Genomic DNA, 22,025 nt, shown 5'->3' on the forward strand with positions numbered 1-22,025 from the left:
CGCAACGCAAGAACGCGCGCCTACTTGATCACGATCGGATTAACCGGCGCGCCCGTGCCGCCCACGACCTTCAGCGGCGCCGCCGTGTACAGGAACGCGTACTGGCCGTCCTGCGCGCAATCGTCGGCGAGCGCGTCGAGTTGCGCGATCTCGGTCAGCGCGATGCCCAGATTGCGCATCAGCGCATTGTGCAGCGGCAGATCGACGCCCGAGACCGGATCGGTCGTCACTTCGTTCGCGATCGTGTCGGTCACGAGGTTCGGAATCTCCATGTCCTGAAACCACTGCACGAGTTCCGGGCTATAAGTCAGGCCCGGCTCCTTGAAATTCGCGTAGAACTCCGCGCGGTCGCGCTTGTAGAACGAGCCGATCCAGCCGGTGCGGATCACGAGAATATCGCGCTTCTCGATCGTCACGCCCTGCGCTTGCGCCGCGTCGAGCAGATCGCGATGCGTGAAAGTCTCACCCGGATCGAGCACGTCCTTGCCGCGATGGCGCGCGATGTCGATCAGCACGCCGCGCCCCACCACCCCGCGCTCGCCAATCGGGCAGACGCTGGCTTTGGCGAGGCCGCCGATCGTCGTATCCGCGTCGTAGCCGTTCCAGATCTGATCGTCGTACCAGACGTGCCCGAGCGCGTCGTACTGCGTAGAGCCTTGCAGATACATGAACATCACGTCGTCGGCGTATTGATACGAGCCCGGGAAAACCGGCCCCTTGCCGCAGTTGTAGTGGCCGCGATCCATCACGCTCATCCGCTTCGCGCCCTGGCGGCCCGGCCAGACCGGATCGCCGTCCGGGTCGCCCATGCGCACCTGCAGCGTGAAGGTCTTGCCCTGACGCACCGTTGCGATGCCCTTCAGGATCTGCGCGGCGGTCAGGTAGTTCAGCGAGCCGACCTCGTCCTCGGGGCCCCATTTGCCCCAGTTTTTCGGCGAATTCGCGAGCAGTTCGCTCACATGCGGTACGTTTCTGGCTTCCATCGATGTCTCCTTCCGTGTGAGTGTCATACGAGGCCGGGCGCGTCGACCGGCGCAATCGTGGTGGCGGCGCGTCGCCGCAGCGCCGCTTCGCCTCGCCGGTCCGCGTCGTGCAGCGCGCGCGCAAGGCGCCCGGCCGTCAGCGGCGGCGTCATGTGGCGGCTGTACGCGGCGGCCAGCGTGGCGTCGACAATCGTGTCCCGCTCGGCCTGCGTGAGCGCATCGCGCTGGCCCAGCTCGCGCAGCGTCACGGGCAGCGCCACCGCCACAAGCAATTCGATCAATGCTTCGATATCCTGATCGTTTTGTCCTTCGGCTTCCATCTGCACGAGCGTGCCGAACGCGACCAGCTCGCCATGCAGCATCGACGAAATCGACGGGATCGCCGTGAGCCCGCGAATCAGCGCATGGGCGAGCGACAAGCCGCCGCTTTCGAATCCGACGCCGCTCAGCAGCACGGTCGCTTCGACGACGCGTTCGACCGTCGCGTCGAGCCGTCCCGCGGCGACGGCCGCGCAGGCCGCACGGCCATCGCTCATCAGCACGTCGTACACCATGTTCGTAAGGCGCAGCGCGGTATCGAGCGGCGGCGTGCCGAACGAGTTATGGCCGCCCGACGCACAGCATTGCGCCGCCTCGAACCGCTTGCTGATCGCGTCGCCGATGCCCGCCGCGAAAAAACGCACGGGCGCGCGCACGATCACGTCGGTATCGACCAGCACGAGCACGGGATTGCGGCTCAGATAGTCCACGCCGACCACGCGATGATCGTCGTCGTAGAGCACGATCAGGCGGCTCGTCGGGGCATCGTTCGAGGCGATCGTCGGGCAGACGGCAACCTGCGCGCCGAGCGCCATCGCCACGCCTTTCGCGCAGTCGATCGCTTTGCCGCCGCCCAGCCCGACGACGACGTCCGGCACGAACGCACGCACGCGGTTCGCGAGATCCGCAATCGCGCCTTTCGTGCATTCGCCCGGAAACATCGCGCGATGCGCGTCGAGTCCGGCGCGACGCAGCGAGGCGTCGACGCGCGGCCACAGCGACTCGCCGACGGCCGCATCGCACAGCACCACGGCGCGCGCGAAGCCGGCGCGCGCAAGCTGCTCGCCGAGCGCATCGAGCGCGCCCGGGCCCTGGGTGTACTGGCCGGGGAAACCGACGGTTCTCAACATGGTGCGCTCCCAGGACAGGCCATCAGGTCATCAACCAGCCGCCCGCGACGTCGATCACCTGGCCGGTGACGAAGCTCGCGTCCGCCGAGGTCAGAAACGCGCTCACCGACGCCACCTCGTCGGGCGTGCCGAGGCGGCGCAACGGCGTCGCCTCGACCACCGCCGCATTCGCATCGCCGGAAACCGTGCGCAGCAGAGGCGTGTCGATGCGCCCGGGCGCGAGCGCGTTCACGGTGATGCCGTGCGGCCCCAGCTCCCCCGCTAGGTGGCGCGTCAAGGCGATCAGCGCGCCCTTGGTGGCGCTGTAATGCGCGCCGACGATATCGAGGTACGCCCGGCCCGCCACCGACGACATGGTCACGATGCGTCCAAATCCGCGCGCGACCATCGAGGGCGACGCGACGCGGCTGAAATGAAATGCGCTGTTCAGGTTCACGTCGACGACGCGCGCCCATTCCGTTTCGCTCATTTCGTAGATGCGTCTGGGCGCGCCGTTGTGCTTCGGCGAAATGCCGGCGTTGAGCACCAGCGTGTCGACGTCGCCGAGTTCGGCGGACACTTCGGCCAGTGCGCGCGCGCAGTCGTCGTAGCGGCCGACGTCGGCGGCGGCGAAATGCACGCGGCCGCCGGCACGCGTCCATCCGGCGGCCCGGTCGCGGCCCGCCGCCGCGTCGAGATCGACGATCCCGACGCGCGCGCCTTCCGCCAGATAGCGCTCGACGATCGCCGAACCGATGCCGCCCAGCGCGCCCGTGACCAGCACCACGCGATCCTGATGTCTCATGCGTCTCCTCCATTCGTCCGGCCGCGCCGGCTTCGCGGCCCACGCGGCATGTATTTCAAGTCGAATATGAATCGCTTCATTTTTTGTTCGCATGAATTGAATCGCCTCGTTTCTCCTGCGCGATTATTCGCACATTGCTCGATCAATCCATATTTGAAGCGCTTCAATTATTGAGTCCGGTTTGAGGTTTGTCAACACGAACGTTTACCCGTAAGGCACAATAGTGAACGACTGTTTCCTTGCTGGCGCCGCCGAACTCCATGACGAAATCCGATCCGCCCCGCCCGACCCTCGAAGACGTCGCGAAACTTGCCGGCGTGTCGCTGGGAAGTGCGTCGCGTGCGCTCTCCGTCCCCGACCAGGTCAAGCCCAAGACGCTCGCCCTGGTGAAGCGCGCGGTCGAGCAGCTCGGCTATGTGAGCAACGGCGCGGCGCGCGCGCTCGCGTCGCGCAAGACGCACACGATCGGCGCGATCTATCCCACGATGTACAACCCGGCGTTCGTCGACTCGCTGCAAACGCTTCAGCAAACGCTCTGGGGCCTCAATTACCAGGTCGTGCTCGCGATCCACGAATACAAGCCGGAGCGCGAATACGACGTGGTGCGCGCGGTGGTCGAACGCGGCGTCGACGGCGTCGTGCTGGTCGGCACCTCGCATGAAGACCGCGTGTTCGACCTCATGCGCCAGCGCCGCATCCCGCTCGTGCTGACCTGGCAGATCGGCGAATCGCGTTACGGCGAGTGCATCGGTTTCGACAACCGGCAAGCCACCTACGACATGACGCGCGAAGTGCTCGCGCGCGGCCACGAGCGCATCGCCGTGGTGTGCGGCACGCGCGCGAACAATCCGCGCGCGGTGCAACGCGTGGCCGGAACGGCCGACGCCATGCGCGAGGCGGGCTTCGAACTCACGGAAGACTGCGTGATCGAGGAACCGTTCTCGCTCGAAGGCGGCCGCGACGCGGTGCGCCGCCTCGCCGCCATGGCGCAGCGGCCCACGGCGCTCATCTGCCATACCGACCTGCAAGCGATCGGCGCGATGTACGAATGCGGCGTGCTCGGCCTGCGTGTGCCGGAAGATCTCTCGATCACCGGCATGGACGACATCGAACTCGCCGCGCTCATGAATCCGCCGCTCACCACCATCCGCGTGCCCACCAAGGAAATCGGCGTACTCGCGGCGCGCCGTATCGTCGGCATGGCCGAGCAGCGCAAATTCGACGATCCGGCTACCGTTGCCTGCGAAATCGTGCTGCGCGAAAGCCTCGGGAAGGCACCGGCGCGTCCGGCGCCGTCACGCAAGCGCGCGGCGCGAAAGGCCTGAGCCCGCGCCGAGGCCGGCCGATCAGCGGATGAACTGCTTCACATAGTCGGCGCCGAGGCCCGACGCTTCGTAGTGGCGCGTCGCGGCCTCGATCTTCGTGAACACATCCTCGTAACCCACGGCCACGCCCTGCGGGTCCACGTAGGTGTAGCCGCCCGTCACGTGGAACCACGTGATCATCTCGTCGACACCTTCCGGCACGTACAGCGTGTGCGTCTCGCCGGCCGGCTCGTGCGCGTACGAACCCTGCTCCGCGATCCAGTCGTGTTCGAGGTAGTACCAGCGCCCCTTCAGCACGATCGCGTGAACCGGGCCGGTATGCCGGTGCCGCGACAACACCCCCGATTGCCGCACGCGCAGCAGATTCACGTAATAGCCCTGGCTCGCGCTGAGCAGCAGCGGCTTGAACGAGACCGTCGCCGTGGTGGGCACCCACAGCGCGTCGTCCTTCAACCACTGATCGAGCACGCCAAGGTGCACGAGGTCCGGCGACATGAACGGAACCTGCGGCAGCGCATACGGAATGGCCTGCTCGTCGGGCCGGCGTTCGAGTAGTGACGACATAAAGACTCCAGAATTAACGGGTAAATCGCAAGAGAGTGAATATGAAGCGCTTCATATTTAACCTAACCCAATCCGCATGATGCGAAAAGAACTCGGTGAAGTTTATTTGAAGCGCTTCATATTTGCAACGAAAAATCGGCGGCGTGATGACGGCCTGAATCGGCTGCCGCCTCGCCGTCGGCCGTGCGGCCCGCGCACGAGCATCGCGAGCGCGCTGCGAACGACGGCGCTGCACCGCGCCGACCCGCGCTTTCAGACGCGCGGCGTCGTGAAGAAGTCGACGATCGCGGGCAGCACCACGTCCGGCGCTTCGAGCGTCGGGCTGTGGCCGATCTTCGCGAGCCGCATCAGGCGCGAATTCGGCAGCTCGCGCTTCATCTCGTCCGACCAGGCGGGCGGACGCGGCATGTCTTCTTCGCCATTGATGATCAGCACCGGAATGCGGATCGACGCCAGCAGCGGCACCGAAGTCTCGCGGTGCATGACGCCCTTCATCGCCGGGCGCAACGTCTTCGGCAGCGCGGCAATGCGTTCGCGCCAGAAGCCCACGAGCGCCTGCTTGTCGGGATTCGCGCGCGTGGTCTTGCCGAACATCACGGCCATCGTCAGTTCGAGCACATCGCCGGTGAATCCGCGCTCGCCCGCGTCGACCACCCACTGTGCGAATTGCGCACCCTGCCCCGGCGGCTCGCCGCACGCGGACGAACCCGCGACGATCAGCGAACGAAACAGCGCCTGGTCGCGCGCGATGAGGCGGAATGCGACGTCGCCGCCCATCGACTGCGCCATGACGTTGATGTCGCGCAGCGCCATCCGGTCGATCAGCGCGGCGATATCGTCCGCGCACTCGTCCATCGTGATGATGTCGACATCGTGATACCGGCTCTTGCCCTGCCCGCGAAAATCCGGTCGAACCACACGGAATTTGCCCGCCGCCGCTTCGACCAGACCGTCGAACATCGAGTTGTCGAGAAAGCACGAATGCAGACAGAGAATCACCGGCAAATCCTGCTCGCCCGTGTCTTCCACCCAAAGCTCCGTGCCGTTGACCGCATACGCGCGGCCTTGCGTCGTCTCTGCTTGCGCCATGTGACGCTCCTCCAGGGAATAAGTTGCCGGGGTCGGCATCCGTCTTGCCGCCCGATCGGTTATGAAACGCTACAAATTCGTCTGACGCTGCGCCGCGTGGGCGACCCCGATTCGTCATCACGGCTACTTATCGGATAAATTTGAAGCGCTTTCAGAATTGCGCATCCGTTTCAAGATGTCAAGAAATACCCATCAATTACGCGCCATTTCCAACGCACAGGGAAAACCCTCTATACCAATTGCATTTTTCCAGGATCACAATTGAAGCGCTTCATATCGACGCATAACCGAGCCCATCCGCCGCGTTAGCCGCCGCCACATTTGAAGCGCTTCATAACAATCAAACAACACGCGAATTCACGATTCGTCAGAGATCATTCAGGAGGTTGGGTATGGAAACGGCAGATAAGGGGCTGGCGCCGGCGCGCGTCGCCTCACCCGCAAAACGGCGCGCGGTCGCGCCGCAATCATGGATGGCCTTGCTGCTGCTATGGCTGGTCTACGCGATGGATGCGAATTCGCGCAGCATGCTGTTCGCGGTGCTGCCGTCGATCACCAAGGAATTCGGCACGAGCGCGCAGACCATCGGTCTCTACGCGACGATCATCACCATGTCGACGGCGCTGATCGCCATCCCGACGATGATCTGGGCCGACAAAGGCGGCCACGGCTGGCGACGCAAGTACCGGCATCTGCCGATCGTCATCGGCTATACGCTGTTCACCTGCCTCTCCGGCGTGACCGTCCTGACCGCCTCGATCGGCGTGCTCATCGCGATGCAGGTGCTCTCGCATGCATTTGGCGGCGCGGGTGAATCGATCGAAGTCACGTCGCTCGCCGAATGGTGGTCGAAGGAACGCCGCGGCCTCGCACTCGGCATTCACCACACCGGCTTTCCGTGGGGCTCGCTGCTCGGCGGTTTCGCCATCAGCGGACTGCTCAGCGTGTATGGTCCGCAGAACTGGCGTCTCGCGTTTCTGCTGTTTCCGATTCCGATGATCGTCGTGTTCGCGTGGTACTGGATCTATTGCAACGCGAAGCGCTACGACCAGTTCCACGCGCACGTCCAGAGCATCGGCGAAACGCCGCCGCTGTCGCCCGATCTCGAACACGGCGCGGGCGCGCCTCCCGGTTCGTTCGGCGTCGCGATGCGCAATCCGAACATCTCGGTGATCGGTCTGATCTCGCTGCTCGCGATCGTCGGTTACTTCGGGATCAGCTTCTGGCTGCCGCAATATCTCGCGTTCGTCGCGCACTACAACTTCGCGGAAGCGGCCGCGTATAGCGTGCTGTTCACGATCACGGGCGGCATCGGCCAGATCGTCTGGGGATGGATTTCGGACCGGCTCGGCCGCAAGCTGTGCCTCATGATCCTGTTTGTCTGGCTGACGGTCGGCATGCTGCTGTTCAAGTATTCGTCGGTGAGTCTCGGCACGCTCGTCGCGATTCAGCTGTTCGCGGGCTTCGCGCTGAATGCGCCTTATACGCTCGTATACGCGATTGCATTCGATTCGACCAAACCGGGCACGACCGGCATCGCAGGGTCGATCATCAACGTGGGCATCTATCTCGGCGGCTTCGGTCCGTTCGTGATCGGCGCGCTCATCAACGCGGGCGGCGGTCTCGGCAACGCGAGCGGCTATAACACGGCGCTGTATTTCATCGCCGGACTCATGGTGATCGCGCTCTTCCTGACCGCGCTGTTCACGCGCGAGACGACCGGATGGTTCGCGGCGTACGATCGCGCACTCGTGTCGCGCAAGGTGTGCAATCTGCAATAAGACTGGAAGCCGTCTGAAAGCGGGCGAGCGACGGCTCGCCCGTGCGCATTCGAGTGTGCGTGTGCATCGCGTGACACCACCCGCCGAATCACCGACAATCGTCCGCTGATACGAATCGACCGGCCTTGTCCAGAGCATTCCCGATGAAAACCCCGCAACCCGTCGCCCTCGTCACGGGCTCGACTTCCGGCATCGGCGCGGCCATTGCGCGCCGCCTTCACGCCGACGGTTATTCAGTCATCCTGCATTCCCGCAGCTCGGCGGAAACGGGCGAGGCGATGGCCCGCGAACTCGGCAACGCGGCCTACGTGCAAGCCGATCTCGCCAACGACGCCGATCGAACCCGCCTCATCCGCGAAGCCGCTGCGGTCAGGGGCCGCCTCGACGTGCTGGTCAACAACGCGGGCATCAGCCGTGTGATCCCGCACGACGATCTCGCCGCGGCCACGCCGGAGGTCTGGCAGGAATTGAACGAAGTGAACGTGGTCGCACCGTTCCGGCTCGTCACCGAAGCGCTGCCGATGCTGCGCGAAGCCGCCGCGCGCGGCAAGGCCGGTTGCGTCGTCAACGTGAGTTCGCATGCGGGCGTGCGGCCCAAGGGCGCGTCGATTCCCTATGCCGCGAGCAAGGCGTCGCTGAACCACGTCACGCGTCTGCTCGCGCTCACGCTCGCGCCGGATGTGCGTGTGAACGCCGTCGCGCCCGGTCTCGTCGATACCCCGCTCACCGCGCAGTGGACGCAGGCGCAAGCACTCTGGCGAGAACGCTCGCCGATGCGCCGCGCCGCCAGCCCCGAGGACATCGCGCAGGCGGTGTCGCTGCTCGTCGCCTCGGATTATTTGACGGGCGAGATTCTGCTCTCGGACGGCGGCCTGAACCTCACCTGAGCGCCGCGCGCGTCAGCAACGCCTCACTCGCCGCGCCGCCGCAAGCGGCTCGCATCGACGTCGTCGGCACGCGTCACGCCGAGCAGCGCCATGTTGCGGCGCATTTCCGCCGCGACGATCGCGAACGCGTGCAGCAGGCCCGCCTGCCCCGCCACCGCGCCGGCGTAATTGAACGGACGGCCGATAAACACGGCGCGCGCGCCGAGCGCCAGCGCCATCAGCACGTCGCCGCCGCGTCGGAAACCGCTGTCGATCATCACCGGGCAATCCGCGTCGACGGCCGCCACCACGCGCGGCAACGCGCGCAGCGGCGCGATCGAACCGTCGAGCTGACGTCCGCCGTGATTCGACACGATCAGCCCGTCCACGCCGAGTTCGCGGGCGCGGCGCGCGTCGTCCGGATCGAGAATGCCCTTGAGCACCAGCGTGCCGCGCCAGCGCTGCCGGATCATCCGCAAATGCTCCCAGCTCAGATGGTCGCGCGCGCCGAAGTCGCGCAGCACGTTCGACGAGAGAATCGGCGCGCCGCGCGTGGTGCGCGAGTTCTCGAAGTGCGGCATGCCGTGACGCCAGAGCGTGCGCAGCGCGGTGCCGAACAGCCAGCGCGGATGCGTCAGCCCATCCCACGCGAGACGCGGGCCGGGACGCAGCGGCGTCGAGAACCCCGCGCGCAGATTGTTCTCGCGATTGCCCGACACGGGCACGTCGGCGGTCAGCACCAGCGTGCGAAAGCCCGCCTGCGCGACGCGGTCCACGAGCGCCGCGATCGTCTTCGGCTCGCCCGGCACATACATCTGGAACCACGCCTGCGGATTCGCCTGCGCGATCTCCTCCATGCGGATCAGCGACGACCCGCTCATGATCATCGGCAGGTTCGCGAGCGCGCTCGCCTGCGCCTGGATCAGATCGCCGCGATACGCCGAGAGCGCGCTGATGCCCATCGGCGCGATGCCGAACGGCGCGGCATAGGTGTGGCCGAACAGCGTCGTGTCGAGCGTGCGCTGCGAGGTGTCGACGAGCACGCGAGGCACCCAGTCGAACTCCTCGAACGCGGCGCGGTTCTCGCGCAGCGAGCGGTCGGTTTCGCAGCCGCCGCTCACGTAGGCGAAGATCGGGCGCGGCAGATGGCGGCGCGCCGCGACTTCGAAGTCGGCGAGCGAGAGCACGCGCGCGAGACGGCGCGGAATCGGCGGCGACGTGCCCGTGCGCGGCGCGGAATGATTGGCGAGCGGATAGTCGCTCAGGCTGAAGGCGGCGGTCATGGCGCGCTCCTCGCAGCGGATCAGGCCACGCGCGGCAAGGCGATGCCGGGCGCGATCGCGTCGGCGACCAGCACATTGCCGCTCTTCGATTCGGTGATGAAGATCTGCCTGCGTTCGTGGCCGCCGAAGGCGAGATTGGTCACCGTCTCGCCCGCGCACGATTTCACGCGCGCGATGCACGCGCCGTTCGGCGCGAACACGAACACATGGCCGAGCGACGCGTGCGCGACGTAGAGGTTGCCCGCTTCGTCCATCGCCAGGCCGTCGGGGCCGCTCGTGCCGAACAGCGAGCAGAAGCGCCCGACTTTCGCGGTGCCGCCATTGTCGAGCAGCGGCACGCGCCAGACGGCGTTGTCGCGCGTCATCGCCACGTACAGCACGCGGCCCGACGGATCGAGCACGAGTCCGTTCGGGCTCACGCCGTTCGAGAGCAGGCAGTCGAGGCGGCCGTCGGCGCGCAGACGGTAGACGCGGCCCGTGGGATCCTGGAGCCCCGTCTGTCCCTGATCGGTGAAATAGATGTCGCCGTTCGCGGCGATCGCGAGGTCGTTGCAGCCTTTGAACGACTCGCCGTTACGCGAGGTCAGCAGCGGCTCGACGCGTCCGCTTTGCGGATCGAGCTGCATGACGCCGTTGCGGTAATCGGCGATCAGAATGCGGCCGTCCGGATGGAACTTGAGGCCGTTCGGCTCGCCTTCGTATTGCGCGACGAGCGTCCAGTCGCGTTCACCGCCGCCCTCGCCACCTTCAATGCGAAAGATGCGGCCGAACGGAATATCGACGACATAAAGCCGCCCTTGCGCGTCGAACGCCGGACCTTCGAGGAAGCTGTCGACGCTCTGCCCCGCCTTGTTGGCGTTGGCCCAGGCCGAGCTTACGCCGGTCTGGCGAAAGCTCGCCGGCATCGTGGAAAACACGCGCGTCGGCACGACGCGCGGCGGTTCATCGAGATAGAACATGCGGTGCCCTCAGGCAAGGCGAGATTAACCAGAGATCTGTTCGAGGCTCAGGCCGCGCGAGCGCGGGCCGAACAGGCCGATCGTGAGCATCACCACGAACATCGATCCGGCGATCAGCGCGAACACGCCGGGCACGCCCAGGTGACGCAGGAAGAAGCCGATCAGGAAGCCCGAGAGCATCGCGCTGATGCGGCTCGCCGAATAGACGAGGCCGATGGCGCGTGCCCGCATGCGCGTCGGGAACAGCTCGGCCTGGTAGGTGCGGTACGAGAACGTCATGCAGTTGCCCGCCAGCGTCATCAGCAGCCCCATCGCGACGAGCAGCATCGGCTCGCGCTGCTGCGCGAAGACGATGCCGAGCACGGCCATCGCCGCCGACGCGCCCACGATCAGCCATTTGCGTTCGACGCGGTCGGCGATCAGCATCGACAGCAGCGGCCCGAGCGGACTCGCGATGGCGATCAGAAACGAATACCAGAGGCTGTGCGTGAGCGTCACGCCTTTTTCGGCGAGCAGCGTCGGCACCCAGCTCGCGAAACCGTAATAGCCGATCGACTGGAAGAAGTTGAACACCAGCAGCATGATCGTGCGGCGACGATAGCGCGCGTTCCACGGGCTGTCGTTCTCCGCCGATACGGTTGCATGCGCAACGTTCTTGACAGGCTCGACGCGGGCCACCGGCAGCGGCTTGCCCGTCGCGCGCTCGATGCGCTTTTCCAGCCGCGCGACGATCGCTTCGGCCTCGGCCACGCGGCCGTGCTGGATCAGCCAGCGCGGACTTTCCGGCAGCCCCAGGCGAATCAGCCAGACGAACACCGCGCCCGAGCAGCCGATCCACACGACCCAGCGCCAGCCGTCCTGACCGAACGGCGCGATCGGCACGAGTTGCCACGACAGAAACGCGATGGTGGGAATCGACGTGTACTGGATCGCCTGCACGAAGGCGAAGGCACGGCCGCGCAGACGCGCGGGCACGAACTCGGAGACGTAGGCGTCGATGGTCACGAGTTCCGCGCCCACGCCGACGCCCGCGATCACGCGCCAGAACACGATCCAGCCCGGCGCGTCCTGCAGCGACATCATCACGGCAGCGAACGTGTAGCAGAGCAGCGCCCCGACGAACACGCGGCGGCGGCCGAGCCGGTCCGCGATAAAGGCCACGCCGATCGTGCCGATAAAGAGCCCGAGAAACAGCGCGGCGACGAACGCGCCGAGACCGCCGAGATCGAACAGCGAGGCCGTCGTCTTCGTGAAGATGCCGGCCTTGACGAGTCCCGGGCCGATATAGGCCGTGAGGAACATGTCGTAGATCTCGAACCAGCCGCCAAGCGCGAGCGCGCCAATCAGAAGCCACACGGGCGCGCTGGGCGGCAGCCGGTCGAGACGCGCCGAGATCTGGCGCGCGTGGGCCTCGGGCGCGGCATACGCGCGAGGGACTTCGTGCGCGCCCTCCGAGGCACGCGGCACATCGGCCGCCGTACGCGCGTCATGAACGTCACGCGCGCCGGCGACGGGGGTGCTCGATTGCATGGCCTTGTCTCCTGTCTTGTTTTTTGGTGTCGCTGCGTTCGACCGATCGTCGTTTAAACCGGACAGCCCTTCTTGCGCAGCAGCGCGTTGAAGCGTTCCGGGTCCGCGCTGCCCGCCGCGTTGGTCGCGCGGATCGTGTCTTCCTTGTCCGCGTGGGCGCGCACCAGCGGCAGCAGCGCGTCGAGCCGGTCGACCGGCACGGCGATCACGCCGTCCGCGTCGCCGAGAATCAGGTCGCCGGGATTCACGACCATGCCCGCGCACGCGATCGGCACGTTCACCTCGCCCGGGCCTTCCTTGCTCGGGCCGCGAAACGTGTGGCCGCGCGCGTAGACCGGCATGCCGCCTTCGGCCCATTCGGCGAGATCGCGGATCGCGCCGTCGATCACGAAGCCGCCGATCTTCTTCGTGAGCGCCGAGGTGCGCATCAGTCCGCCGATCAGCGCCTGGGTCAGATCGCCGCCGCCATCGACGACGATCACGTCGCCCGGCTGCGCCAGCTCGATCGCCTTGTGGATCATCATGTTGTCGCCGGGACGCACGCGCACCGTGATGGCCGGGCCGCACATCGTCAGCGTGACCGAATGGTGATAGGCGCTCAGGCCGTAAGCGCCCGTGCTGCGGCCCATGCAGTCGCCCGCGTGCGCGACCGGCACGCTGCGGAACGCTTCGATCTGCGCGGCGCTGGGCAGCGAAGTGCGCTGGCCGACGAAGAAACCTGCGGGCCAGCCGGCCCGGTCCTGGAGGGAGTTCATGCGATGACCTTGAGATCTGAGTGAGGATTCTGAAGCACGGCGCCGTTCACGCAGGCGGCGGCATCGACCGCCTCGCCGCGCAGAAAACGCAGGCAGGTTTCGGCGGCGGACACGGCCACGGCGTCGAGCGCGTCGGGCGTCGAGCCGCCCACGTGCGGCGTGAGCACGACGTTGGGCAGCGCGGCGAGCGGATCGTCGGCGGGCAGCGGTTCGTGGCGGAAGGTGTCGAGGCCCGCCGCCGCCAGCTTGCCGCTGCGCAGCGCGGCCACGAGCGCCGCTTCGTCGATCAGTTCGCCGCGCGCCGTGTTGACGACGATCGCGCCATCGGGCAGACGCGCGATCGCCTCGGCGTCGAGCAGATTGCGCGTGTGCGCGTTGACGGGGCAATGCAGGCTCAGCACGTCGGCCTGCGCGAGCAGCGCGTCGAGCGAGGTTTCGAGCGTGACGAAGGGCTGCGCGTCGGCCTGCTTCGCGACCGGATCGAAGGCGCGCACGTGCAGGCCGAGCGCATGCGCGATCGCCGCGACGCGCTTGCCGATCTGCCCGTAACCGACGAGCCCGAGCGTGCGGCCATGCAGTTGACGGCCGTCGCCCGTGCGGGTCCAGCGGCCCGCGCGCAGTTCGCTGTCGAAGAAGTTGAGCTTGCGCGCCGCGGCCAGCATCAGGCCGATTGCAAGTTCCGCGACCGAATGCGTGTTCGTGCCGGGCGTCGTGAAAACGGGAATGCCGCGCTGCGTGGCGGCGTCGACGTCGATATTGGTCACGCCCACGCCGTGCTTGCAGATCACGCGCAGCGTCGGGCAGGCGGCGATGGCCACGCCGCTCAGCTCGACCGTGCGCGAGATGACCGCGTCGATGGGTTGCGTGGCGAGAATGCGCGCGACCTGCGCGGCGTCCTGGGCGTCGTCGATATAGACGGTCTCGCACTGGGCGGCGGCCAGCACGCGCTGCCCCGCGGGCGCCAGACGCGGCGCGGTGACGAGAATGCGATACGACATCGGGTGTCTCCTTGATGATCTCGAAGGCGGGGGCCTGGTCGGTGGCCGCCTGCTTCCTGTCGTCATTGTTGACACCTCGACTCATAATGTCTATTTTCGATTTTTCATCTTTCCATTCCTGTCAGCTATGAATTTTCCTCGCGGCGCGCGCGCCGGAAGGCAGTCGCCATGGTCATGAATCTGCAGGTCCGCGACCTGATGTATTTCGCGAAAGTGGCCGAACTCGGCCATCTGGGGCGCGCCGCCGAGGCGCTGCACGTCACCCAGCCCGCGCTGTCCAAGTGCATCGACCGGCTCGAACAGAACTACGGCGCGGCGCTGTTCGAGCGCAGCGGACGCGGCATCCGCCTGACCGACGCCGGGCGGCTGCTACAGGAGCGCGTGCGTCTCGTCGAACGCACGCTCGACGAGACGCAGCGCGAAATCGCGACGCTCGGCGCGGGGCTCTCGGGGCTGGTGAAGGTGGGCGCGGCGGCCACCATCGCCGAATTCATCATGCCGACGGCGTGCCGCGTGCTGCACGAAGAAGCGCCCGCGGTGGTGGTGGAATTGCAGATCGGCATGAACGACGTGCTGCAGGACGCCTTGCGCAAGCGCCAGCTCGACGTGGTGATCGGCCCGCTCGGCAGCCACGACGACGCACTCGTGCAGATCCCCATCCTCGCCGACGACGTGGTGGTCGCCGCCAGCGCCACGCATCCGCTCGCGGGCAAGCGCGCGACGCTCGAAGCGATGTCGGCGTGCGGCTGGGTGCTGCCCGCGCAATCGGTCGCCACGCGGCAGTGGCTCGAAGCGGTGTTCGCGGCCCACGGCCTGCCCGCGCCGCGCGCCGCCGTGATGACAAGCTCGATCGCGGCCGTGCCGCGCCTGATCGCCGAAACCGGCCTGCTGAGCTTTATTTCGCGGCGCAATCTGGAGGCGGGCCGCTTCACGCCCGCGCTCGTCGAACTGCCGAATCCGGTCACGACGATGACGCGCGAGTTCGGCGTCGTGCATCGCAACGACGACTATCTGTCGCCCGCCGCGCGGCGGCTGATCGAGATCGTGCGCGCGCAGCACGACGAGGTGACGGGCACGACGGAGACGGCTGCGGCGAAGGGGCGTGTGAAAGCGGGTGCTGCCGGCGGCCGCGCGAATCGGGGGCGATAAGCGCGTCGCGTCGATCCGCACATTTGCACGAATTTTCTTGAATTTGCACGAGTCTGCACGTTACCATGCGAAGCAGATCGCGCCGGATTCGTGCAGCCCGCACGCCGAGCCGCGCCCCCAAAATGCCGGAAAACCGCCTCAGGAGACGCCCATGACCGCCACCCGCGACCGCATCCGCATCGTCGATACCACCGTGCTGTCCGACAACTGGTACGTGCTGAAGAAAGTCACGTTCGACTACCAGCGCCGCGACGGCACCTGGCAGCGCCAGAGCCGCGAAACCTACGACCGCGGCAACGGCGCGACCATCCTGCTGCACGATCCCGCGACCGGCAACGTCGTGCTCACGCGCCAGTTCCGCATGCCCGCGTTCGTCAACGGCCACGACGGCATGCTGATCGAAACGGCCGCCGGCCTGCTCGATAACGCCTCGCCCGAGGCGCGCATCCGCGCCGAAGTCGAGGAGGAAACCGGCTATCGCGCGCGCAATCTGCGCAAGGTGTTCGAGGCGTTCATGAGCCCCGGCTCGGTCACGGAGAAGCTCTACTTCTATCTCGGCGAATACGACGCGTCGCTGCGCACCGGCGAGGGCGGCGGGATCGCGGAGGAAGGCGAGGATCTCGACGTGCTCGAACTGCCGCTCGGCGAGGCGCTGGCGATGATCGAGCGCGGCGAGATCGTGGATGGGAAGACCATCATGCTGCTGCAGTACGCGGCGCTGCGAGGCCTCGCCGGTCGGGCGCGCGCCGTCTGAACCGCTGTCCTTCACTGTCACGGAATCATCATGTACATCGTCACCCTCACTTATTGCGTCTCGCACGAACGCATCGACGACGCCCTGCCCGCGCACCGCGCCTATCTCGACGCGCAGTTCGCCGCCGGCAACTTCATCGCCGCCGGGCCGAAGCTGCCGCGCGACGGCGGCGTGATCGTCGCGTCGAATATGGATCGCGCGCGTCTCGACACGATCCTCGCCGCCGATCCGTTCGCGCAGCAGGAACTCGCCACCTACGCGGTCACGGAGTTCAAGGCCACGCGGCTCGCGCCCGGTCTGAATCTGCCGGTTCCCGAGGCGTCGTAACACACGCGCGCACACGCTCGCCCGACGTTACCGACGTTACCGATGTTACGTAACGCCGTCACGCGACACGCGCGCCGCGTTACGTAACCCCCACGCGCGCGGGAACGTAATCGGGCCGTTGCGCGCGCATCGGATGCCGCCGCGCCGTGGCATGGCTCCTGCTTGAATGAAGCGCATAACCACAAGCACGGCGCGCGGCGCAGTCACGGATTGCGGCGCGCGCGGGCACCGACCACGCGACTTCGATGAGCACGCCCACCGTCTACGAAACGGCCTTTCTTGCCGCGCCCTTCGGCGCGTTTCTGTGCCGCGCCGATGGCGTCTTCGCACGCGTGAATCCCGCGTACGAACAGCTCACCGGTTATCGCGCGCAGGACCTGATCGGCCAGCGCAAATTCATCGCCCTGCACGATCCCGCCGAACTCGTGCGCCGCGCCGGACCGCTCAACGACGCCAACGGCGCGCAGGGCGCGCACGGCATCGAGCGATTCCAGGGCGAATGGGCCTACGTCAAGCGCAACGGCACGCGCGTGCCGGTCTCGCTCGCGCTCGCACCGCTGCCGGGCGCGCTCGACGCGCACTACATCGGCATTGCCGTCGACACCACGCGTCACTCGCAGGCCGAGGCGCGGCTCTGGTACGTCTCGTATCACGACCGCGCCACGCGCCTGCCCAATCGCGATCTGTTTCTCGAACGGCTCGATCTCTCGCTCGCGCGCTGCCGGCGCGCGGACACGGCGCTCACCGTGCTCGTGGTCGAGATCGACGATCTGCAGAAAACGCGCGAAGCGCTCGGTCCCGACGGCGTCGATCTCGTACTCGAATACGCGGGCGAACGCCTGCGGCGGCTCGTGCAGGCCGAGTGCAGCGAGAGCGTGGTCGGCTCGATTGGCGGCGACCAGTTCGCGATCGCGCTGCCCGGTCACGGCGACGATGCGAGCCCGCTCGCGCAGCAGCTGATCGACGCGTTCGCGCGCACTGACGGCGCGCAGCCCACGCGCGGCGCGACCATGAGCGTGGGCGCGGCGCGCTTTCCCGCCGACGGCGCGGATGCCGCCACGCTCGTACGCCGTGCGGGCGTGGCCGTGTCGGAAGCGCGGCGCGCCGGACGCGGCCAGCTATGCCGCTTCGTGCGCGCGCAGGAAACGCGCGCCACGCGTCAGCTCGAACTCGAACAGGCGCTGCGGCGCGCCATCGACGCCCGCGAATTCTTTCTGCATTATCAGCCGCGCGTCTGCCTGAAGACCGGACATATTCTGCAATCCGAAGCCTTGCTGCGCTGGCGGCATCCGGTGCATGGCCTCGTGAGCCCCGCCGAATTCATTCCCGTGGCCGAACAGGCCGGTCTGATCGACTCGATCGGCGCGTGGGTCATGGATACGGCCTGCCGCGAGACCGGCCAGTTGCAGCGCCTCGCGCGCACCGCCACGAAGGTGGGCGTGAATGTGTCGCCGCAGCAGTTCGCCAATCCGCGCCTGCTCGAACAGATCGAACGCGCGCTGGAAAAGGCCGCCATCGCGCCCGAGCAGCTTGAAATCGAAATCACCGAGAGTCTCTTGCTGACCGACACCGAACGCACCGTGCGCACGCTGCATGCGTTGCGCGCGCTTGGTATCGAAGTGGCCGTCGACGATTTCGGCACCGGTTATTCGAGTCTCGCGTGGCTCGCGAGTCTGCCGCTGAACCGCCTCAAGATCGACCGCTCGTTCATCGCGAAGATGGGCGCCGACGCGCGCAGCGACGCGCTGGTGGGCGCGATCATCTCGATGGGCCACGCGCTCGAACTGAGCGTGACCGCCGAAGGCATCGAGACCGCCGAGCAGGCGCAGCGGCTGCGCGAACTCGGCTGCGACGAAGCGCAGGGTTTCTGGTTCTCGCGGCCGGTCTCGCTGCAGACGCTGCGCAATCTGCTGGAGCCGGGAGTGGGGCTGGTGTGTCCGGCGTAAGCGACGCTTTATTGCGCCTGACTCATCCCCGACCAGACAATCTCCAGCTCCACGCCAATCGAGCGCGCCAGCCCGTCGAGGCCGGGAAACAGCGAGGCGTTGGTGATATTCATCCGGTAGAGCCACTTCATGGCGTCCATGCGGATGCGCGCGGGCAGCACGATCTGATGCAGCAGTTCTTCGTTGCTCTCGTAGCCATCGAGAATCGCCTGTAACGGCTTGTCGATCACACCCGGCACCACGAACGTGCCCGACTGCGCCACCAGCCGGTCGTCCATTTCGGTCGGCTCGCCGGACCAGAGAATTTCATTCGTATTGCAGAAGAAATAGCGCTCGAAATGACCGGGCACGCGCGGATCGATCACGTCGCGCGTGAGGACGGGATCGGTTTTCGGACGCGCGCGATTATTCCAGAGCGCGGGCGTGTTGAGCGCATACACGGCCGCGTCGCCGGTCGCGCGTTCGAGCGCGAAGAACGCGGCCACGAACGGGCTCTTGGTGAAGTCGAGCAGACGCGTGGGCGCGCCGTGATGCTGCATCAGCGCGAGGCAGCGCAGGTCGTCTTCGAGAATCGCCGGATGGGCGAGAAAGTTATGCGCCTTGCGGCGAAACACGCGAATCGCGCGTTCCTCGCGCGAGCGCCATTCGTCGTGGTCGCCCACATAGTCGCGCATATAGCGTGACAGCGAGCTTTCCAGCCGCCATTGGGCATTCTGTTGCCCGCGAAACGCCCACCCGTCGAGTTGCGTGGTGAGCGCCATGAACTGATTCCAGTCGGTGAGTTCGGTTGTCTGCATGCCCTGTCCTCTCGCCGCGCGGCACGGGCGCTGGCCCGCGCCGTCGCGCGCATCGTCGGACAACCTAACACATCGGCGGTGACAGCGTGAAGTCCGCGTTCGGCGCGTGCATCGTGCACGAACCACGCTGCGTGCAACGCACGCTCATCACGCCGCCGCGCGGCGCGGCAGCGGCTCCATCGGCACGCGGCTCACCCATGCGAGCGCCCCGAGACTGATGATCGCCGTGAGGATCAGGTAGTAGCCCGGCGCGCTCTTGTCGCCGGTCGCGCCCAGCAGCCAGGTGACGATGGCGGGCGTGAAGCCGCCGAACACCGTCACGCCCACGTTGTAGCCGATCGCCATGCCGGTCGCGCGCGTGGCGGCCGGGAAGATTTCGGCCATCAGCGCGGGCAAGGCGCCGAAGTAGATCGACTTGAGCAGCGCGAGCCAGGCGATCAGCACATAGAGCGCGAACGCACTGCCGCTGGATGTGGCCCACACGAAACCGGGGTACGCGCTCACGGCGAACAGGAGCGCGATCCACGTCATCTGGCGGCGTCGGCCGATGCGATCGGAGACGTGGCCCGCGAACGGCGTGACCACCGTGAGGATCACGCCGCCCAGCATGGTCGCCGCAAAGCCCGTGGTCGCCGGCAGATGCAGTTCCCGGATCGCGAACGTGGGCACGTATTGCAGCAGATAGTTCACCGCCGTCGACACGGTCAGCAGTCCAATCGCGGTCAGCACGAGACGTTTTTGCTGCGCGAGCACGGCGCGCACGGGCGATGTGCTGTGCTCGGCCTGCGTGAAGTCCTCGGCGTCCTGAAGAAAGCGTCGCAGATACAGCCCCACGGGGCCGATCAGCAAGCCGAAGAAGAACGGCAGACGCCAGCCCCACGCGGCGAGATCGGCGGGCGCCATCGTCTTCGCGAGGCCGAAGCCGAACGACGCCGCCAGCAAGGTCGCGAGCCCTTGCGTCGCGAACTGCCAGCTCGCGATAAAGCCGCGCCGATGCGGCGCATGTTCGATCAGCAGCGCCGTCGACGCGCCGAATTCGCCGCCCGCCGAGAAGCCCTGCACGAGGCGCGCCGCCAGCACGAGCAACGGCGCGGCCACGCCGATCGACGCGTAGTCGGGCACCAGCGCGATGATCGCCGTGCCGAGCATCATGAGGCTCACGGAGAGCATCAGCGCCGCCTTGCGGCCGCGTTTGTCGGCGTATGCGCCCAGCACCATGCCGCCGAGCGGGCGCACGAGATACGAGGCACCGAACGCGCCGAAAGTCAGCAACAGCGAGGCGGTCTCGTTCGCGGCCGGAAAGAAGTGCTTGCCGATAAAGACCGCGAAAAAGCCGTAGATGGCGATGTCGAACCATTCGAGCGCGTTGCCGACCGAGGTGGCGACGACGAGCTGCATGAGACTGGGCGTGCGTTTCGTGGACATGATGTTGGGCGCGCGCGGCGCAGGCAAAAAGTGACGATGACGGCTAGCGGACGGCGTGATCCGCAGCGCTCGCGGAACGCGCCGCGAGCCGCTGCGCATCCGCGCCGAGGTCGAACCAGAGTCCCGCCATCACGGCGAGCGACTCGCGCGCGACGCTGCCGAGCAGATGCTCGTTCGGCGCGTGCTGCGCGCACGCGGGATACGAATGCGGCACCCACAGCGTGGGCAGGCCGAGCGTTTCGGCGAACACATCGTTCGGCACCGTGCCGCCGAGGTTCGGCAGCAGCGCGGGCTTCTTGCCGGTGCTCGCGCGCAGCGAATCGAGCGCCCAGTGCACCCACGCGTCGTCCGGATCGAGACGCGTGGCGGCCGCCGTCTGCATCACGCGCACCCGCACTTCCGGAAAGCCGAGCCGCGCGAAATGCGCGTCCAGATGCTCGCCCACGCGCCGGTAATCGGTGCCCACGACGAAGCGCAACTGGCAGGTCGCCTGCGCGCGCGGCGGAATCGCGTTGACGGGCGCATCGGGATTGCCGGCCTTGAACGCGAGCACTTCGAGCGTGTTCCAGGCGATCACGCGTTCGGTGGGCGTGAGGCCCGGTTCGCCCCAATCGGCGTCAATGGCAGGCGCGTTGTCGTCGCCGCCCAGTTCGATGTCGGCGAGCGCCGCGCGCACGCTTGCGGGCACAGGCGGCGGACGCAGCCCTTCGACGGCAATCGCGCCGTGCCGGTCGACGAGGCTCGCAATCGCGTGCGAAAGCACGACGGCCGGATTGCGCAGCGCGCCGCCCCAGTTGCCCGAGTGGTGCGCGCCCTCGCGCAGATCGATCAGAAGCTCGAACGTGACGCCGCCGCGCGAGCCGAGGAAGATCGTCGGGCGCTGCGCGCTCACACGCGGACCATCGGACGCGATGAAGACGTCGGCGGCCAGCGCGTCGCGTTCGGCGGCGCAGACTGCGTCGAGGCCCGGCGAACCGATTTCCTCGCCGGTCTCGAAGATCACCTTCACGTTGTAGCCGAGCTTGCCCTCGCGCGCGGCCAGCACCGCCGCCAGCGCCGCGAAGTTGACCGAGTGCTGGCCCTTGTTGTCGGCGCAGCCGCGTCCGTACCAGCGGTCGCCCTCCACGCTCACGCGCCACGGCGCGAGGCCCGCGCGCCACTGGTCGTCGTAGCCGCGCACCACGTCGCCGTGGCCATAGGTCAGCACGGTCGGCAGCGCGGGGTTTTCGATGCGTTCGGCGATCAGAAACGGCGCGCGCGCGTTCACCGGGTTCGCCGCGAGGCGGCTCGTGAAGCCCAGTTGCGCGAGCGCGGGCGCGATCTCGTCGCTCAGATAGGCGCGCAGCGCATCGGCCTGAGCGGGATTCTGGCTTTCGGTGCGAAACGCCACGCGGCGTTCGAGGTCGCGCAGGAAGTCGCCGGAATCGAAGTGGCGCAGCGCGGCGTCGATGGCCTGCTGGCGTTGCGCCGACGTTTCATCGGCCTTGACGTGAGCGTTGAGGTGAGCGTTCACGGAGTCTCCTTTCATGTCGATCGAGCGT

Annotated in this window: 20 protein-coding genes; 7 read left to right on the forward strand and 13 right to left on the reverse strand. The window is 67.1% G+C overall.

Translation table 11 applies throughout. The annotated features are described in order from the left end of the window. Positions 1-20: 20 nt before the first annotated feature. The 3 genes from SB764_RS02290 to SB764_RS02300 are packed head-to-tail and all read right to left on the reverse strand — an operon-like array spanning position 21 to position 2,936. Positions 21-983 (reverse strand): cyclase family protein, encoded by a 963-nt coding sequence (locus SB764_RS02290; protein WP_065063878.1) that lies wholly within the window; start codon positions 981-983, stop codon positions 21-23. A 23-nt stretch (positions 984-1,006) separates the two neighbouring features. Continuing rightward, entirely contained in the window at positions 1,007-2,152 is a 1,146-nt protein-coding gene (locus tag SB764_RS02295) for a glycerol dehydrogenase (protein WP_321870161.1), read from the reverse strand. Positions 2,153-2,174: 22 nt separating this feature from the next. After that, entirely contained in the window at positions 2,175-2,936 is a 762-nt protein-coding gene (locus SB764_RS02300) for an SDR family NAD(P)-dependent oxidoreductase (RefSeq protein ID WP_336751636.1), read from the reverse strand. 260 nt (positions 2,937-3,196) lie between these two features. Between SB764_RS02300 and SB764_RS02305 the strand changes: the two genes are divergently transcribed. Beyond that, positions 3,197-4,261, forward strand: a complete 1,065-nt coding sequence (locus SB764_RS02305; protein ID WP_065063871.1) for a LacI family DNA-binding transcriptional regulator — start codon at positions 3,197-3,199, stop codon at positions 4,259-4,261. Positions 4,262-4,282: 21 nt separating this feature from the next. Here SB764_RS02305 and SB764_RS02310 read toward each other — a convergent pair whose 3' ends face one another. Both SB764_RS02310 and SB764_RS02315 read right to left on the reverse strand, forming a co-directional pair. Further along, the gene (locus tag SB764_RS02310) at positions 4,283-4,825 is read right to left on the reverse strand and encodes a 2,4'-dihydroxyacetophenone dioxygenase family protein (protein ID WP_065063869.1); all 543 of its coding nucleotides are present in this window, start codon (positions 4,823-4,825) and stop codon (positions 4,283-4,285) included. 252 nt (positions 4,826-5,077) lie between these two features. Further along, complete coding sequence (locus tag SB764_RS02315; protein ID WP_065063867.1) at positions 5,078-5,914, reverse strand: alpha/beta fold hydrolase; 837 nt, start codon at positions 5,912-5,914, stop codon at positions 5,078-5,080. Positions 5,915-6,306: 392 nt separating this feature from the next. Here SB764_RS02315 and SB764_RS02320 point away from each other — a divergent pair, with 392 nt between their 5' ends. Together SB764_RS02320 and SB764_RS02325 are read left to right on the forward strand one after the other, a co-directional pair. Then, positions 6,307-7,695 carry an MFS transporter gene (locus SB764_RS02320; protein WP_065063866.1) on the forward strand — a complete coding sequence of 463 codons (1,389 nt, stop codon included), beginning with the start codon at positions 6,307-6,309 and terminating at the stop codon, positions 7,693-7,695. Positions 7,696-7,838: 143 nt separating this feature from the next. After that, a complete protein-coding gene (locus tag SB764_RS02325; RefSeq protein ID WP_074983249.1) occupies positions 7,839-8,582 on the forward strand; it encodes an SDR family NAD(P)-dependent oxidoreductase in 744 nt (247 codons plus the stop codon). Between the two features lie 23 nt (positions 8,583-8,605). Here SB764_RS02325 and SB764_RS02330 read toward each other — a convergent pair whose 3' ends face one another. The 5 genes from SB764_RS02330 to SB764_RS02350 are packed head-to-tail and all read right to left on the reverse strand — an operon-like array spanning position 8,606 to position 14,086. Beyond that, positions 8,606-9,844, reverse strand: coding sequence for an alpha-hydroxy-acid oxidizing protein (locus SB764_RS02330; RefSeq protein ID WP_410862514.1), 1,239 nt, complete (start codon positions 9,842-9,844; stop codon positions 8,606-8,608). A gap of 20 nt (positions 9,845-9,864) precedes the next feature. After that, complete coding sequence (locus SB764_RS02335) at positions 9,865-10,803, reverse strand: SMP-30/gluconolactonase/LRE family protein (RefSeq protein WP_065063863.1); 939 nt, start codon at positions 10,801-10,803, stop codon at positions 9,865-9,867. Positions 10,804-10,827: 24 nt separating this feature from the next. Next, positions 10,828-12,333 carry an MFS transporter gene (locus tag SB764_RS02340; RefSeq protein ID WP_110327101.1) on the reverse strand — a complete coding sequence of 502 codons (1,506 nt, stop codon included), beginning with the start codon at positions 12,331-12,333 and terminating at the stop codon, positions 10,828-10,830. Between the two features lie 53 nt (positions 12,334-12,386). After that, positions 12,387-13,088, reverse strand: coding sequence for an RraA family protein (locus SB764_RS02345; protein WP_074983252.1), 702 nt, complete (start codon positions 13,086-13,088; stop codon positions 12,387-12,389). After that, entirely contained in the window at positions 13,085-14,086 is a 1,002-nt protein-coding gene (locus tag SB764_RS02350; RefSeq protein WP_321870166.1) for a hydroxyacid dehydrogenase, read from the reverse strand. The genes SB764_RS02345 and SB764_RS02350 overlap by 4 nt, the downstream gene beginning before the upstream one ends. Before the next feature lie 174 nt (positions 14,087-14,260). Between SB764_RS02350 and SB764_RS02355 the strand changes: the two genes are divergently transcribed. The 4 genes from SB764_RS02355 to SB764_RS02370 all read left to right on the forward strand — a co-directional run bounded on the left by SB764_RS02355 (position 14,261) and on the right by SB764_RS02370 (position 18,262). Beyond that, positions 14,261-15,235, forward strand: a complete 975-nt coding sequence (locus SB764_RS02355) for a LysR family transcriptional regulator (protein ID WP_410862517.1) — start codon at positions 14,261-14,263, stop codon at positions 15,233-15,235. Between the two features lie 151 nt (positions 15,236-15,386). Further along, positions 15,387-15,989: an NUDIX domain-containing protein gene (locus SB764_RS02360; protein ID WP_321902344.1), complete on the forward strand. Its 603-nt coding sequence runs from the start codon at positions 15,387-15,389 to the stop codon at positions 15,987-15,989. Between the two features lie 30 nt (positions 15,990-16,019). Further along, positions 16,020-16,316, forward strand: a complete 297-nt coding sequence (locus SB764_RS02365; RefSeq protein WP_321866013.1) for a YciI family protein — start codon at positions 16,020-16,022, stop codon at positions 16,314-16,316. 245 nt (positions 16,317-16,561) lie between these two features. Next, complete coding sequence (locus tag SB764_RS02370) at positions 16,562-18,262, forward strand: putative bifunctional diguanylate cyclase/phosphodiesterase (protein ID WP_065063851.1); 1,701 nt, start codon at positions 16,562-16,564, stop codon at positions 18,260-18,262. 8 nt (positions 18,263-18,270) lie between these two features. Here SB764_RS02370 and SB764_RS02375 read toward each other — a convergent pair whose 3' ends face one another. The 3 genes from SB764_RS02375 to SB764_RS02385 form a co-directional block, all read right to left on the reverse strand. Further along, positions 18,271-19,059 carry an FRG domain-containing protein gene (locus SB764_RS02375; protein ID WP_065064190.1) on the reverse strand — a complete coding sequence of 263 codons (789 nt, stop codon included), beginning with the start codon at positions 19,057-19,059 and terminating at the stop codon, positions 18,271-18,273. 147 nt (positions 19,060-19,206) lie between these two features. Beyond that, positions 19,207-20,484 (reverse strand): MFS transporter, encoded by a 1,278-nt coding sequence (locus SB764_RS02380; RefSeq protein ID WP_065064188.1) that lies wholly within the window; start codon positions 20,482-20,484, stop codon positions 19,207-19,209. A gap of 43 nt (positions 20,485-20,527) precedes the next feature. Further along, positions 20,528-21,997, reverse strand: a complete 1,470-nt coding sequence (locus SB764_RS02385; RefSeq protein ID WP_410862520.1) for a M20 family metallopeptidase — start codon at positions 21,995-21,997, stop codon at positions 20,528-20,530. Between the last annotated feature and the right edge of the window lie 28 nt (positions 21,998-22,025).

This window comes from Paraburkholderia sp. SIMBA_027, from assembly GCF_046535315.1.
GTDB lineage: Bacteria > Pseudomonadota > Gammaproteobacteria > Burkholderiales > Burkholderiaceae > Paraburkholderia > Paraburkholderia tropica.

Coding starts and splice junctions, on each gene's coding strand:
- SB764_RS02290 (WP_065063878.1), bottom strand. CDS start 983: ATGGAAGCCAGAAACGTACCGCATGTGAGCGAACTGCTCGCGAATTCG.
- SB764_RS02295 (WP_321870161.1), bottom strand. CDS start 2,152: ATGTTGAGAACCGTCGGTTTCCCCGGCCAGTACACCCAGGGCCCGGGC.
- SB764_RS02300 (WP_336751636.1), bottom strand. CDS start 2,936: ATGAGACATCAGGATCGCGTGGTGCTGGTCACGGGCGCGCTGGGCGGC.
- SB764_RS02305 (WP_065063871.1), top strand. CDS start 3,197: ATGACGAAATCCGATCCGCCCCGCCCGACCCTCGAAGACGTCGCGAAA.
- SB764_RS02310 (WP_065063869.1), bottom strand. CDS start 4,825: ATGTCGTCACTACTCGAACGCCGGCCCGACGAGCAGGCCATTCCGTAT.
- SB764_RS02315 (WP_065063867.1), bottom strand. CDS start 5,914: ATGGCGCAAGCAGAGACGACGCAAGGCCGCGCGTATGCGGTCAACGGC.
- SB764_RS02320 (WP_065063866.1), top strand. CDS start 6,307: ATGGAAACGGCAGATAAGGGGCTGGCGCCGGCGCGCGTCGCCTCACCC.
- SB764_RS02325 (WP_074983249.1), top strand. CDS start 7,839: ATGAAAACCCCGCAACCCGTCGCCCTCGTCACGGGCTCGACTTCCGGC.
- SB764_RS02330 (WP_410862514.1), bottom strand. CDS start 9,844: ATGACCGCCGCCTTCAGCCTGAGCGACTATCCGCTCGCCAATCATTCC.
- SB764_RS02335 (WP_065063863.1), bottom strand. CDS start 10,803: ATGTTCTATCTCGATGAACCGCCGCGCGTCGTGCCGACGCGCGTGTTT.
- SB764_RS02340 (WP_110327101.1), bottom strand. CDS start 12,333: ATGCAATCGAGCACCCCCGTCGCCGGCGCGCGTGACGTTCATGACGCG.
- SB764_RS02345 (WP_074983252.1), bottom strand. CDS start 13,088: ATGAACTCCCTCCAGGACCGGGCCGGCTGGCCCGCAGGTTTCTTCGTC.
- SB764_RS02350 (WP_321870166.1), bottom strand. CDS start 14,086: ATGTCGTATCGCATTCTCGTCACCGCGCCGCGTCTGGCGCCCGCGGGG.
- SB764_RS02355 (WP_410862517.1), top strand. CDS start 14,261: ATGAATCTGCAGGTCCGCGACCTGATGTATTTCGCGAAAGTGGCCGAA.
- SB764_RS02360 (WP_321902344.1), top strand. CDS start 15,387: ATGACCGCCACCCGCGACCGCATCCGCATCGTCGATACCACCGTGCTG.
- SB764_RS02365 (WP_321866013.1), top strand. CDS start 16,020: ATGTACATCGTCACCCTCACTTATTGCGTCTCGCACGAACGCATCGAC.
- SB764_RS02370 (WP_065063851.1), top strand. CDS start 16,562: ATGAGCACGCCCACCGTCTACGAAACGGCCTTTCTTGCCGCGCCCTTC.
- SB764_RS02375 (WP_065064190.1), bottom strand. CDS start 19,059: ATGCAGACAACCGAACTCACCGACTGGAATCAGTTCATGGCGCTCACC.
- SB764_RS02380 (WP_065064188.1), bottom strand. CDS start 20,484: ATGTCCACGAAACGCACGCCCAGTCTCATGCAGCTCGTCGTCGCCACC.